Origin of the sequence: Nguyenibacter vanlangensis, assembly GCF_013376155.1 — a bacterium.
Classification (GTDB): Bacteria; Pseudomonadota; Alphaproteobacteria; order Acetobacterales; family Acetobacteraceae; genus Gluconacetobacter; species Gluconacetobacter vanlangensis.
Genome location: NZ_JABXXP010000038.1, coordinates 1 through 13,898 on the forward strand (window position 1 = coordinate 1; position 13,898 = coordinate 13,898).

12 protein-coding genes are annotated in these 13,898 nt (G+C 66.7%); 9 read left to right on the plus strand and 3 right to left on the minus strand.

All coding sequences use genetic code 11. The features are described from left to right. Window positions 1-189: 189 nt before the first annotated feature. From secY to HUK84_RS04505, 8 genes are all read left to right on the plus strand, one after another. Window positions 190-1,536, plus strand: coding sequence for a preprotein translocase subunit SecY (secY, locus tag HUK84_RS04470; protein ID WP_176639187.1), 1,347 nt, complete (start codon window positions 190-192; stop codon window positions 1,534-1,536). Next, complete coding sequence (locus HUK84_RS04475) at window positions 1,533-2,192, plus strand: adenylate kinase (protein WP_176639188.1); 660 nt, start codon at window positions 1,533-1,535, stop codon at window positions 2,190-2,192. The genes secY and HUK84_RS04475 overlap by 4 nt, the downstream gene beginning before the upstream one ends. A 227-nt stretch (window positions 2,193-2,419) precedes the next feature. Continuing rightward, on the plus strand, window positions 2,420-2,797 hold the full coding sequence (gene rpsM, locus HUK84_RS04480; protein ID WP_176639189.1) for a 30S ribosomal protein S13: 378 nt from the start codon (window positions 2,420-2,422) through the stop codon (window positions 2,795-2,797). An 87-nt stretch (window positions 2,798-2,884) separates the two neighbouring features. Then, window positions 2,885-3,277 carry a 30S ribosomal protein S11 gene (rpsK, locus tag HUK84_RS04485; protein ID WP_176639190.1) on the plus strand — a complete coding sequence of 131 codons (393 nt, stop codon included), beginning with the start codon at window positions 2,885-2,887 and terminating at the stop codon, window positions 3,275-3,277. Window positions 3,278-3,429: 152 nt separating this feature from the next. Beyond that, window positions 3,430-4,449 (plus strand): DNA-directed RNA polymerase subunit alpha, encoded by a 1,020-nt coding sequence (locus HUK84_RS04490; RefSeq protein ID WP_176639191.1) that lies wholly within the window; start codon window positions 3,430-3,432, stop codon window positions 4,447-4,449. A 24-nt stretch (window positions 4,450-4,473) separates the two neighbouring features. Next, window positions 4,474-4,899 carry a 50S ribosomal protein L17 gene (gene rplQ, locus HUK84_RS04495; protein WP_176639192.1) on the plus strand — a complete coding sequence of 142 codons (426 nt, stop codon included), beginning with the start codon at window positions 4,474-4,476 and terminating at the stop codon, window positions 4,897-4,899. Window positions 4,900-5,049: 150 nt separating this feature from the next. Next, the gene (locus HUK84_RS04500) at window positions 5,050-5,304 is read left to right on the plus strand and encodes a hypothetical protein (protein ID WP_176639193.1); all 255 of its coding nucleotides are present in this window, start codon (window positions 5,050-5,052) and stop codon (window positions 5,302-5,304) included. Window positions 5,305-5,349: 45 nt separating this feature from the next. Continuing rightward, window positions 5,350-5,523 (plus strand): DUF1328 domain-containing protein, encoded by a 174-nt coding sequence (locus HUK84_RS04505; RefSeq protein ID WP_176639194.1) that lies wholly within the window; start codon window positions 5,350-5,352, stop codon window positions 5,521-5,523. A 94-nt stretch (window positions 5,524-5,617) separates the two neighbouring features. On the opposite strand, the gene HUK84_RS04510 is transcribed toward HUK84_RS04505, so the two are convergent. The 3 genes from HUK84_RS04510 to HUK84_RS04520 are packed head-to-tail and all read right to left on the minus strand — an operon-like array spanning window position 5,618 to window position 13,682. Next, entirely contained in the window at window positions 5,618-7,207 is a 1,590-nt protein-coding gene (locus HUK84_RS04510; protein ID WP_176639195.1) for an efflux transporter outer membrane subunit, read from the minus strand. A gap of 5 nt (window positions 7,208-7,212) precedes the next feature. Further along, window positions 7,213-10,524, minus strand: coding sequence for an efflux RND transporter permease subunit (locus HUK84_RS04515; protein ID WP_176639196.1), 3,312 nt, complete (start codon window positions 10,522-10,524; stop codon window positions 7,213-7,215). Continuing rightward, window positions 10,521-13,682, minus strand: a complete 3,162-nt coding sequence (locus HUK84_RS04520) for an efflux RND transporter permease subunit (protein WP_176639197.1) — start codon at window positions 13,680-13,682, stop codon at window positions 10,521-10,523. Before HUK84_RS04520 ends, HUK84_RS04515 begins: the two co-directional genes overlap by 4 nt. A 15-nt stretch (window positions 13,683-13,697) precedes the next feature. On the opposite strand from HUK84_RS04520, the gene HUK84_RS04525 reads away from it, so the two are divergent. After that, on the plus strand, window positions 13,698-13,898 hold a 201-nt coding region (locus HUK84_RS04525), incomplete at its 3' end, for a hypothetical protein (protein ID WP_176639198.1).

The following is a 13,898-nucleotide window of genomic DNA, read 5'->3' on the forward strand; positions in this document are numbered from 1 at the left end:
TGACGAGGCCGCCGCTTCGGCGTGACGTGCCCGGAGGCGTGACCCCTCCCGGGGCACGACCCCGGGGGCCGTCCTCGCCTGGCCTTGTCTCTTGCGCCGGGGCCGAGCGACGCCTTACACTCTTTGCCGAATTGTCATGACAGCGTCCCGTTTCGTACGGCGACGCTGTTCTTGTGAAAGGACGGGCGCATGGCCTCCGCGGCCGAGCAGCTGGCTGCCAATCTGAATTTCAGCTCCTTTGCCAACGCAACGGAACTGAAGAAGCGAATCTGGTTCACCCTGGGCGCGCTGATCGTCTATCGCCTGGGCACCTACATCCCGGTCCCGGGCGTCGATGCGACGGTCATGGGCCAGTTGCTGGCTCGCCACCAGGGCGGCATCCTGGGCATGTTCGACATGTTCACCGGCGGCGCGCTGGGGCGCATGACCGTGTTCGCGCTGAATATCATGCCCTATATCAGCGCCTCGATCATCGTGCAGTTGATGTCGGCCGCCATCCCGTCGCTCGAAAGCCTGAAGAAGGAAGGCGAGCAGGGACGCCGCAAGCTCAACGAATATACCCGCTACCTGACGGTGCTGATCGCGCTCTTCCAGGCCTACGGCATCGCGATCGGGCTGGAGAACATGCACAGCGCCGCCGGCGCCGCCGTGGTGGCGCCCGGCCTGTTCTTCATCGTCTCCTGCGTCGTGACCCTGCTGGGCGGCACGATGTTCCTGATGTGGCTGGGCGAGCAGATCACCTCGCGCGGGGTGGGCAACGGCATCTCGCTGATCATCTTCGCCGGCATCGTGGCCAACCTGCCGCATGCGCTCGCCAGCCTGTTCCAGCTCGGCTACACCGGTGCGCTGTCGCCGTTCTTCGTGCTGGTCTTCCTGGTTCTCGCGGCGGCGACCATCGCCTTCATCGTGTTCATGGAACAGGCGCAGCGCAGGGTCGTCATCCAGTATCCCAAGCGTCAGGTCGGCCAGCGCATCTATGGCGGCGACTCGACGCACATGCCGCTCAAGGTCAACACGGCGGGCGTGATCCCGCCCATCTTCGCCTCCTCGGTGCTGCTGATTCCGGTGACCCTGGCCGGCTTCATGAACAGCGCCGCCATGCCGCACTGGCTGTCCTTCCTGGGGCAGGAACTGGGGCAGGGGCAGCCGCTCTACATGCTGTTCTACGCGGCGATGATCATCTTCTTCTCGTATTTCTACGCCGCGGTCACCTTCAATCCGCAGGAAACCGCCGATAACCTGCGCAAGCAGGGCGGCTTCATCCCGGGCATCCGCCCCGGCGCGAACACGGCCGCCTATTTCGACCGGATCCTGACCCGCCTGACCACGATCGGCGCGCTCTACCTGGTCGCGGTGTGCCTGCTGCCGCAGATCCTCATCAGCCATTACAACGTGCCGTTCTATTTCGGCGGCACCAGCCTGATCATCATCGTCTCGGTGACCATCGACACCGTCACCCAGATCCAGTCGCACCTGGTCGCGCACCAGTACCAGGGGCTGATGCGCAAGGCACGCGGGAAAGGCAGGGGCCGGTGAACGTCATCTTCCTCGGCCCCCCCGGGGCCGGCAAGGGCACCCAGTCCAAGCGGCTGGAGGCACGCTACGGCATCGCGCAGATCTCCACCGGCGACATGCTGCGCGCCGAAGTGGCCGCCGGCAGCGCGATCGGCCGGCAGGCCAAGGCGCTGATGGATGCCGGGCAGCTCGTGCCCGACGACGTCATCATCGCCATGCTGGAATCCCGAATCGAGCAGCCCGACTGCGCCAAGGGCTTCATCCTGGACGGCTTCCCCCGGACCGAGGCCCAGGCCGCGGCGCTCGATTCGATGCTCAAGGGCCGCCGCGCCCGAATCGACGTCGTGCTGTTCCTCGAAGTGGACGAGGACGCGCTGGCCGACCGGATCGCCGGCCGTTTCACCTGCGCCACCTGCGGCGCGGGCTATAACGACCTGTTCAAGAAGCCCACGGTCGCGGGCACCTGCGACGTCTGCGGCGGCCACGATTTCGTGCGGCGCGAAGACGACCGGCGCGAGACGGTGGCGGCCCGCCTGGTGGCGTATCGCCGGCAGACGGCGCCGATCCTGCCCTATTACGAAGCGACTGGCCGGCTGTACCGGATCGACGGCATGGCCGATATCGACAGCGTGACCGCGAAAGTGTTCGAGATCATGGATCAGATCACGAAGAAGTGATCGATATTCATTGACTCAAAAGGGCACGCGGGTATATTGCGCGCCCTCAGGGTATCGGCTCCCGCATCCACGGGGACGGGGTGCCGAGAAAACGAATCCGATTGATGATGGGGTTGTCCGGCACTGCCGGCACGTTCACGACCTGCCGGCGCGGTCCGGTATGCGGAAATGGCCCCGGCGACGATCTTTAAGGGCCCGCGGATGCGGGTGGACGAGGAGTAAGTGGCGTGGCGCGTATTGCCGGCGTGAACATCCCTACGAACAAGCGTGTGACGATTGGCCTGCGTTATATCTATGGCATCGGCCCCTCGAAGGCCGAGGAAATCTGCCGCCGTCTGGACATCCCGGCCGAGCGCCGGGTGAACGAGCTGTCCGACGACGTGATCCTGAAGATCCGTGAGCTGATCGACGGCGAGTACCGGGTCGAAGGCGACCTGCGCCGCGAAGTCGCGATGAACATCAAGCGGCTGATGGATCTGGGCTGCTATCGCGGCCTGCGCCATCGTCGTGGCCTGCCGGTCCGCGGCCAGCGCACCCACACCAACGCGCGCACCCGCAAGGGCAAGGCGGTCGCGATCGCCGGCAAGAAGAAGGCTACCCGCTAAGCGGCTTTCGCCGCACGCGCGGCCCGCGCCGGGACCTTGCCGTCCCCGCGCGGGCCGCGCCTTTGAACAGACAGGACCAGGAAGACTATGGCGAAGGCTGCTGCTCCGCGTATTCGCAAGAAAGAGCGGAAGAACATTATCTCGGGGGTGGCGCATGTGCTCTCCACCTTCAACAACACCATGATCACGATTTCCGATGCGCAAGGCAATGCGATCGCGTGGTCTTCCGCCGGTGCCCAGGGCTTCAAGGGCTCGCGCAAATCGACCCCGTACGCCGCCCAGGTCGCCGCCGAGGACGCGGGCCGCAAGGCGCGCGAGCATGGCATGGAGACGCTGGAGATCGAAGTGTCCGGTCCCGGCTCGGGGCGCGAAAGCGCGCTGCGCGCCCTGCAGGCGGTCGGATTCTCGATCTCCTCGATCCGCGACATGACGCCGGTGCCGCATAACGGCTGCCGTCCGCGCAAGCGTCGCCGGGTCTGATCCCAGGTCCCAGGTCCGGGCCCCGGGGTCCAGGATTTGGGGGCGGGTCCGTTTTTTCCGTCCGCGGCGACGCGGGCGGAAATGATTGTCATCTGGTGCCCGCCACGGGTGCCGTCTGCCTTGGTGCAGATCAGTTTTGAAAGGCCATCACCTTGGTCCTCCAGAAAAACTGGCAATCTCTGATCAAGCCGGAGAAGCTGGAAGTCGAGCCGGGCGGAGAGCCGTTGCGCACGGCCACCGTGGTGGCGGAGCCGCTGGAGCGCGGTTTCGGCATGACGCTCGGCAACGCGATCCGGCGCGTGCTGCTGTCCTCGCTGCAGGGCGCTGCGGTGACGGCGATCCAGATCGACGGCGTCCTGCATGAGTTCTCGTCGGTGGCCGGCGTCCGCGAGGACGTGACCGACATCGTGCTGAACGTCAAGCAGCTCGCGCTGCGCATGCATGGCGAGGGTCCGAAGCGCATGGTGCTGACGGCCTCCGGGCCGGGCGAGGTGCGCGCGGGCCAGATCCAGACCGGACATGACATCGAGGTCATGAATCCCGACCTGGTGATCTGCACGCTGGACGAAGGCGTGAAGTTCGGCATGGAATTCACCGTGAATGTGGGCAAGGGCTATGTCCCCGCGGCGGCCAACCGCCCCGAGGACGCGCCGATCGGCCTGATTCCGGTCGATGCGATCTATTCGCCGGTGCGCCGTGTGTCCTACAAGGTCGAGCCGACCCGCGTGGGCCAGGTCACCGACTATGACCGCCTGCTGCTGACGGTGGAAACCAACGGCGCGGTCACGCCCGAGGACGCGGTGGCCCTGGCCGCCCGCATCCTGCAGGACCAGTTGCAGCTCTTCATCAATTTCGACGAGCCGCGCCCCGTCCGGACCGAAGAGCCGCAGGACGACCTGCCGTTCAACCGGAACCTGCTGCGCAAGGTCGACGAACTGGAATTGTCGGTCCGCAGCGCGAACTGCCTGAAGAACGACAATATCGTCTATATCGGCGACCTGGTGCAGAAGACCGAGCAGGAAATGCTGCGCACGCCGAATTTCGGCCGCAAGTCGCTGAACGAAATCAAGGAAGTCCTGACCTCGATGGGGCTGTCCCTTGGTATGAACGTGCCGGCCTGGCCGCCGGAAAATATCGAAGACCTGGCCAAGAGGCTCGACGAGCCGTTCTGACCGGAAAGACAGGAAGACTTCATCATGCGTCACGGTGTTGCCGGCCGGAAGCTCGGCGTTACCTCGTCCCATCGCGCTGCCATGTTTCGCAACATGGCGGTCGCCCTGATCAAGCATGAGCAGATCACGACGACTCTGCCCAAGGCGAAGGAACTTCGCCCGGTGGTCGAGAAGCTGATCACGCTCGGCAAGCGCGGCGACCTGCATGCGCGCCGTCAGGCCTATGCCCAGCTCCGTGACGACGCGATCGTCTCCAAGCTGTTCGCGGCCGTGGCCGACCGCTACAAGGCCCGCAACGGCGGCTACACCCGCGTGCTCAAGGCCGGCATCCGCCACGGCGACGCCGCCGACATGGCGGTGATCGAACTGGTCGACCGCGATGTCGCGGCCAAGGGCCAGGACAGCGGCCCGCGCCCCGAAGCGGCGGTGGAGGACGACCTGGCGGCCTGAACGCCCCGGCGTCGCACTCAGGCCCCGATCGGGCCATTCAAGGGAAACCCGGCTTCGCGCCGGGTTTTTCTTTGCCCGCTCTCCTGCCGCGGTTTGAAGCCCGTGCTCGCGCTTCCTATACCTATAGTCCAGGACGCGAAGGAGACCGCGATGGCATCACGCACTGAATTCGAGGCGGCGCTGGACGAAGATGTCGGCCGCGTCCAGGACGGGCTGGACGGCCCGCTCGGCGACCCCGGGGCGCAGCTCAAGGGTGCCGCCCACACGCTCTGCGCCTGCGCCTGCACCGCGGGCAAGGAAACCGGCGCCGCGATCCGCGACCTTACGGTCGATCAGCCCGTTACCGCCCTGCTGGTGGCGGCACTCGCGGGCTTCCTTGCCGCCCTGCTCTGGACCCGGCGCTGACATCGGGGCAGGGTGGTGGCTCATTCCGATGGGAGATGTTCGGTCATGCTGAAGCTGGCGCTGTTCTTCCTGGTGATCTCGCTGATCGCCGGATTGTTCGGATTCACCGGCATCTCGGCCGTGTCGGCCGGAATCGCCAAGATCCTGTTTTTCATCTTCATCCTTGCCTTCGTCGTCTTCCTGCTGATCGCCCTGCTGACGGCCAAGACGTTTTTCTGACCACCGGTCCGGCAGCACGCCAGGCGCACGAAAAAAGCCCCGGAGCCGCAAGGCCCCGGGGCTTTTTCATGCCGGCCGCGCGATCGTGCGGCGGCTACTGGTTCGTGTCCTTCTGAATGAAGGATGGCAGGAACGGATTGTCGGTCTGCATCGAATCCTTCGACGGCAGGCGCGACGCATCCCAGCCCCCGCCCAGCGCCTGCACCAGGGCCACGCTGTCGACCATGCGCTGCTGCTGGATCGCCAGCGCCGATTCGGCATTGCTCAGCGCCGTGTTCTCGTTGGTGATCACGGTGGTATAGATCTGGGTCCCGGCCTGGTACTGGTTCATCGACACCTCGACCGTCCGGTTGGCGTAATCCAGCGCGATCTGCTGCTGGGTCGCCTGCTGGGCCAGGATGCGCAGGTTCGACAACTGGTCCTCGACATTCTGCAATGCCGTCAGCACCGTCTGGCGATAGGTCGCGACCGCGCTGTCATACTGGGCGTTCGCGCTGTGCACCGCCGCCGTACGCGCGCCTCCCTGGAACAGGGTCTCCGACGCCGCGGCGCCCAGAGACCAGATCCGGTTGACCACCTGGATCAACTGCCCCACCGGATCGCCGCTGTAGGAATAGGTCGCTGACAGCGTGATGGTGGGATAGAACGCCGCGATGTCGGCGCCGATCTGGGCGTTATATTCCTCCATGGCACGCTCGGCCGCCGCCACGTCGGGGCGGCGCTGCAGCAGGTCGGACGGAACACCGACCGGGATCGCCGGAATCGTCCGGGTCAGCGTCCCCGGCTTGATCGTCAGGTCGGCCGGCGCCCGGCCGATCAGCACCGCGATCGCATGCTCGTACTGCGCCCGGGCGATGCCCGCCTGGATCAGTTGCGCGCGGTTCTGCTCCAGCAGCGTGCGCGCCTGCAGCAGCGCCGTCGGGTCGGCAACTCCGGCCTCATACTGGTTCTGGGTGATCTGCAGCGCCTGGGTGTTGAAGGCGACATAGCGCCGCAGCAATTCCTGCAGCGAATCCTGGTAGCGCAGGTTGAAATAGGCCGTGGCCAACTGCCCCTGATAGGACAGGGTGGCATTGGCCAGGTCGGCCGCGCTGGCCTGCGCCGCCGTCACCTGGCTCTGGATGTTGCGGCGGATGCGCCCCCACAGGTCCAGTTCCCAACTCGCGTTCAGCCCGGTGGAATAGGTCGTCTCGGTAGTGTTGGTCGCCGCGCCGCCATAGCTGACCAGGCTGCCGCTGGACGCCGAACGCGATCCGCGCCCCTGGCTGTTGCGGTTGAAGTTCATGCTGCCGTTCAGCGTCGGGAACAATTGCGCCCGCGCGCTGTCGATCATCGCCCGGGCCTGGCGATAATTCGCCTCGTACATCTTCACGTTCTGGTTCGAGATCGCGACCTGCGATTCCAGGTCGTTCAGCACCGGATCGCCATAGAGGGTCCACCATTGCGCCTTGGGCAGGTCGGCCATCTCGGGCTTCGCCCGCTCCCAGCCGGGCGCGGGCTGCAATTCCTTGAAATGGGCCGAAATCGGGGCGCTGGCGCGATGATAGGACGGCCCCACCATGCAGCCCGCCAGCAGCAGCGGCGACAGGATGGCGCCCGCCAGCAGGGCAGGGCGCGGCCCGCCGCGGCGGGGGGGACGGCCAGGGTGTGAAAGAGGCGAGGGGGATGGCAGGGACAGCGTCATCCGGTTCAGACATCCTGTTGGGAGAGAGGAGCACGCCGGCCCATCAGGCCGGCGGTCAGGGAGAGGTAACGGGCGCGGCACCAGGCGCCGAGCCGGTCGAGATAGAGATAGACGACCGGCGTGGTAAACAGCGTCAGCGCCTGGCTGACGACCAGCCCGCCGACGATGGCGATCCCCAGCGGGCGCCGCAGTTCCGAGCCATAGCCATGGCCCACGATCAGCGGCAGCGCCCCCAGGGCGGCGGCCAGGGTCGTCATCATGATCGGGCGGAAGCGCAGCAGGCAGGCGGTGCGAATCGCATGATGCGGGCTCGCGCCCTCGCGCTCGGCCACGATGGCGAAATCCACCAGCATGATCGCGTTCTTCTTCACGATGCCGATCAGCAGGATCACCCCGATCATCGCGATCAGCGAGAAATCCTCCCCCGCCAGATCCAGCGCCAGCAGCGCCCCGACCCCGGCCGAAGGCAGGGTGGACAGGATGGTCAGCGGATGGATGTAGCTCTCGTACAGGATGCCCAGCACCATATAGACCGCGGCCAGGGCGGCCAGGATCAGGATCGGCTCGTTATTGACCGATTTCTGGAACTGCGCCGCATTGCCGGCGAAGCCGCCATGGATGTCGGACGGCATATGCAGCCGGATCATCTCGGTCCGGACGATCTGCACCGCCTCGTCCAGCGGCACCCCGGTCGCCAGGTTGAAGGATACGGTGGTCGCCACCGACTGGTCCTGGTGGTTGACCGACAGCGGCGTCAGTTGCGGCACCGTGTTCGACACGATCTGCAGCGGCACCATGGTCTCGGAACTGGTCGATACGGCCGATCCGTTCGACGCCCCGTTCCCGCCGGCCAGGCTGTTGGCGATCTGGTTGCGGAAGGACTGGCTGCTCAGGCCGGCGGCGCCGCTCGCCGCCGCCGTGCCGGGCACGCGGATCGTGTTCGCCCGCGTGCCGCCGCCGGCCGTCCCGCCGGCGGTACTGACCCAGACCTGCTTCAGGCTGTCGGGATTCTGCCAGAAGCGCGGCTCGACCTCCATCACCACCCGATACTGGTTCAGCGCGTTATGGATGACCGACGCCGCCCGCTGGCCATAGGCGTCGTACAGCGTGTTGGCGACCAGTTGCGGCGTCAGGCTGGTGCGGGCCGCGGTATTGCGGTCCAGCGCCACGTTCAGCGCCGATCCCCCCTGCTGCACGTCCGACGAGACGTCGGTCAGTTCCGGATGCGCCTGCAACGCGCTGACCAGCTTGGGCGTCCATTCATACAGCTCGGTCGGCGAGTCCGATTCCAGCGTGTATTGATAGGCCGCGTTGCTCTGCCGCGCCCCCATGTGCAGCGTGCTGGGCGCCATGGCATAGAAGCGCGCCCCCACCATGTTGTGCAGCCGCCAGCCGATCCTCGCGATCGTCGTGCTGGGCGGATCGGCGCGTTCGGCCTTGTCCTTCAGCGAGACGAAGAAATTGGCCTGGTTCGCCGATCCGCGGCCGCCGATGAAGCTGACCACGTCGGCCACGTCCGGATCCGCCAGGATGGCGCGCTGCGCCAGGTCCATATGGCGGGTCATGGCCTGGAAGGAAATCGACTGGTCCCCCATCAGGCGGCCCATCAGCAGGCCGGTATCGCTGTCGGGGAAGAACCCCTTGGGCATGTGGACGAACAGCGCGACCATCAGCAGCACGGTGCAGGGCAGGGACATCAGCATCACGCGCGGATGGCGCAGCGCGCCGTCCAGCATCCCGGCATAGGCACCCTGCAGCCCGTCCAGCCCCCGCTCCAGCCCCCGATCCAGCATCGCGCCCACCCGCCGCCACAGGCCGGGGGCGGCGTCGTCCCCGCCATGCGGCCGCAGCACCTGCGCCGCCATCATCGGGCTCAGCGTCAGCGACAGGATCATCGACACCAGGATGGTGATCGACATCGTCATCGCGAATTCATGGAACAGCCGGCCCGCCACGCCGCCCATCAGCAGGATCGGCAGGAACACCGCGATCAGCGAGACCGAGATCGAGAAGACGGTAAACGCCACCTCCTGCGCGCCCAGCAGCGTGGCCTCCAGCCGCCCGGCGCCGGCCTCCAGGTGCCGGCTGATATTCTCGATCACCACGATGGCGTCGTCGACCACGAACCCGGTCGAGACCGTCAGCGCCATCAGCGACAGGTTGTCCAGCGAATAGCCCAGCAACTGCATCGCGCCGAAGGTCGCGACGATCGAGGTCGGCACCACGATCGCGGGGATCAGCGTGGTACGCGCCGAACGCAGGAACACCAGCACCACCAGCACCACCAGCACGACCGAGATCACCAGCGTGTATTGCGTATCGGCCAACGCCGCGCGGATGGTCACCGAACGGTCCAGCACGCTGTGCAACTGCACGCTGGGCGGCAGCGCGGCGCGCAGCGCCGGCAGTTGCGCATTGATCTGGTCGATCGTGCGGATCACGTTCGCGCCCGACTGCGCGAAGATGATCGCCAACACCGCCTGCTGCCGGTTGTAAAAGCCGGCATTGCGCAGATCCTCGACCCCGTCATTCACCCGCGCCACGTCCGACAGCCGCACCGGCCGGCTGTTGTGATAGGCGACGATCAGGTCGCGATAGGCCTGGGCCTTGCTGGCCTGGTCGTTGGTATCCAGCGTGAAGCGATTGTCGTTCTGGTCGATGAAGCCCTTGGGCGTATTGGCATTGGCCGAGGCCAGCGCCGCGCGCACGTCCTCGAACCCGATCCCGAACTTGTAGAGCGGCAGCGGATTCATCTCGACGCGCACCGCCGGCAGCGAACTGCCGCCGACCTCCACCTGGCCCACGCCGCGGATCTGCGACAGGTGCTGCTGCAGGATGTTGGTCGTCATGTCGTACAGCGCCGGCATCGGCTGCGTCGTCGATGTCAGCGCCAGGATCATGATCGGCGCCCCGTTCGGGTTCGCCTTGAAATATTGCGGATTCTGCCGCAGCGACGTCGGCAGGTCGGCGCGCGCCGCCTGCAGCGCCGCCTCGACGTCGCGCGCCGCCCCGTTGATGTCGCGGTTCAGCGAAAACTGCAGCGTGATCCGCGCCTGTCCCTGCGTCGATTGCGACGTCATCTCGGTCACGTCGGCGATCGACCCCAGCCGGCGCTCCAGCGGGGCCGCGACCGAACTGGCGACCTCCTCGGGCGATCCGCCCGGCTGGCGCGCCATGACCTGGATCACCGGGAAATCGACGTTCGGCAGGTCCGCGACCGGCAGCGCGTCATAGCCGATTCCCCCCGCGATCATCAGCGCCAGGGTCAGCAGCATGGTCGCCACCGGCCGCTGGACGAACAGGCGGACGGGATTCATGTCGCCGACCGGACCGCCGCGTCACCGCCGGGCGCGCCGCCACGGCGGCGCAGGCGCAGGCTGATCCGGTCCATCAGCAGATAGATGACCGGGGTGGTGAACAGGGTCAGCAACTGGCTGACCATCAGCCCGCCGACGATGGCGATGCCCAGCGGGCGCCGCAGTTCGGACCCGGTGCCGCTGCCGATCATCATCGGCAGCGCGCCCAGCATGGCGGCCAGGGTGGTCATCAGGATCGGCCGGAAGCGCAGCATGGCGGCACGATGGATCGCGCGCATCGGCGCCAGCCCCTCGACCCGCTCGGCCTCCAGCGCGAAATCGATCATCATGATCGCGTTCTTCTTCACGATGCCGATCAGCAGCACCAGCCCGATGATCCCCATCACGTCCAGCCCGGCGCCGCTCACCTGCAGCGCCAGCAGCGCCCCCACCCCGGCCGAGGGCAGGGTGGACAGGATGGTGACCGGATGGATGAAGCTCTCGTACAGGATGCCCAGCACGATATAGACCGCCACCAGCGCGGCCAGCACCAGCCACAGCTCGTTGCCCAGGCTGTTGCGGAACGCCGCCGCCGTGCCCTGGAACGCGGTCTCGAAGCTGGCCGGCAGGTGCATCGCCCGCTCGACCCGGTCGATCGCATTGGTCGCCTCGCCCAGCGCATAGCCCGGCGCCACGTTGAACGAGACCGTGGTGGCCGGGAACTGCCCCACATGGGTGATCAGCAGCGGCGCCGTGCCGCGCGTGACCGCGGTCACCGCCGGCAGCGGCACCAGGCCCGAGGTCGGCGAACGGGTCGGCCCCGTGCTGCTGCCGCCCGAATTGCCGCCGATCCCCGGCAGGTACAGCTTGCCCAGCGACGCCAGGTCCTTCTGGAAGGCCGGATCGGCCTCCATGATCACCCGATACTGGTTCGACTGGGTATAGATCGTCGAAATCTGCCGCTGACCGAACGAATCATACAGCACGTTGTCGACCGTCTGCGGCGTGATCGAGTACCGCGCCCCGGTGGTGCGGTCCAGCGTCACGTGCGCCACCAGTCCCTCGGCCTGCAGGTCGGACGTCACGTCGGCCAGCGCCGGCTCCTTCTGCAGCGCCGCGACGAATTTCGGCACCCAGGTGCGGAACTGGTCGTAATCGGGGTTTTCCAGCGAAAACTGGTACTGGGTGGCCGCCACCGTGGTGTCCAGCGACAGGTCCTGCACCGGCTGCAGATACAGGCTGGCGCCCGGAATGTCGGCGACCTCCTGCTGGATGCGGGCCGCGATCTGGCGCGCCGTCTCGCTGCGTTCGTCATGCGGCTTCAGGTTGATCAGGAATCGCCCCTGGTTCAGCGTCATGTTCTGGCCGTCGATGCCGATGAAGGACGACAGGCTGACCACGTCCGGATCCTGCAGGATGCGCTTGCCCAGTTCCTGCTGGTGGGCCGCCATCGCGTCGAACGACGTCGTCTGCGCCATCACCGAAATGCCCTGCAGCACGCCGGTATCCTGCACGGGGAAGAAGCCCTTGGGAATGAACCAGGCCAGCACGCCGGTCAGCGCCAGCGTACCCACGAAGACCAGCATCGTCAGGATCTGATGGCGCAGCACCACGTCCAGCGCCCGGCCATAGGCGGCGATCACCCCCTCGGTCCAGCGCTCGACCGTGGCCGACCAGCCATGGGCGCCCGGCCCGTGCGGCCGCTCGCTCAGCAGGCGGGCGCACATCATCGGCACCAGGGTCAGCGAGACGATCGCCGAGATGATGATCGTCACCGACAGGGTGATGGCGAATTCATGGAACAGCCGCCCCACCACGTCGCCCATGAACAGCAGCGGGATCAGCACCGCGATCAGCGACACGGTCAGCGAGATGATGGTGAAGCCGATCTCCCCTGCGCCCTTCAGCGCCGCGGTCATGCGGTCGTCGCCCATCTCGATATAGCGGGCGATGTTCTCGATCATGACGATCGCGTCGTCGACCACGAACCCGGTGGCGATCGTCAGCGACATCAGCGACAGATTATCCAGCGAGAAGCCCAGCAGGTACATCACCGCCAGCGTGCCGACCAGCGACAGCGGCACCGACAGGCTGGGAATGATCGTCGCCGGCACGTTGCGCAGGAAGACGAAGATCACCGCCACCACCAGCGCCATGGCCAACCCCAGCTCGAACTCGACGTCGGCGACCGAGGCACGGATCGTGGTCGTCCGGTCGGTCAGCGGCGTGATCGTGATGCCGGGCGGCAGCGACTGGCGCAGTTGCGGCAGCGCGTATTTGATGTTGTCGACGACCGAGATCACGTTGGCGCCCGGCTGGCGCTGCACGTTCAGCACCAGCGCCGGCGTGCGGTTCGACCAGGCGGCCAACTGGGTGTTCTCGGGTCCCTGCACCACGCTCGCCACGTCGCGCAGCCGCACCGGCCCGCTGTTCTGATAGGCGATGACCTGGTTCAGCAACTGGTCCACGCCCGCGATCTGCCCGTCGACCCGCAGGGTCGCCGCCTGCTGCGCCCCGTCGAACGTCCCGGTGGGCGAATTGACGTTCACATTGCCGATCGTCGTGCGCAGCGTGTCCATGTCCAGGCCGAACGAGGTCAGCTTCGGCACGTTGACCCGCACCCGGATCGCCTTGCGGTTGCCGCCCGACAGCGTGACCAGGCCCACGCCGGAAATCTGGCTGATCTTCTGCGCCAGGCGCGTATAGACGTAATCCTCGACGTCGGTCAGCGGCATCGTCTTCGAGGTGATGCCCAGGGTCAGCACCGGCGTGTCCGCCGGGTTCACCTTGGCATAGATCGGCGGCGCCGGCAGGTCGGAGGGCAGCAGCATCTGCGCCTGGTTGATCGCCGCCTGGACCTCCTGCTCCGCCACGTCCATCGACATCGTCAGCCCGAAGCGCAGGGTCACCAGCGACGCCCCGCCCGAGGATTGCGACGTCATCTGGTCCAGCCCCGGCATCTGGCCGAACTGCGTCTCCAGCGGCGCAGTGACCGAGGTAGCCATCACGTCCGGCCCCGCGCCGGGATAGAAGGTCTGGACCATGATGGTCGGATATTCGACCTGCGGCAGCGCCGAGACCGGCAGGAAATGATAGCCCAGCATGCCCGCCAGCATGATGGCCAGCATCAGCAGCGTCGTGGCGACGGGACGTTCGATAAACAGGCGGGACGGATTCACGCGGGATTCTCCGGCATGGGACGACGGACCAGGGGGCGGGCGCGCTTACGGCTGACCCTGGGACTGGCCCTGGGACTGGCCCGGAGACTGACCCTGGGGCTGGCCCCCCGACGGAGCCTGACCCTGGCCACCCTGATTCTGGCCACCATTGCCCTGGCCGCCATCATGCCGGCGATGATGCCAGCCGCCCGCGCCAGGCTGCGTGCCGCCGCCGTT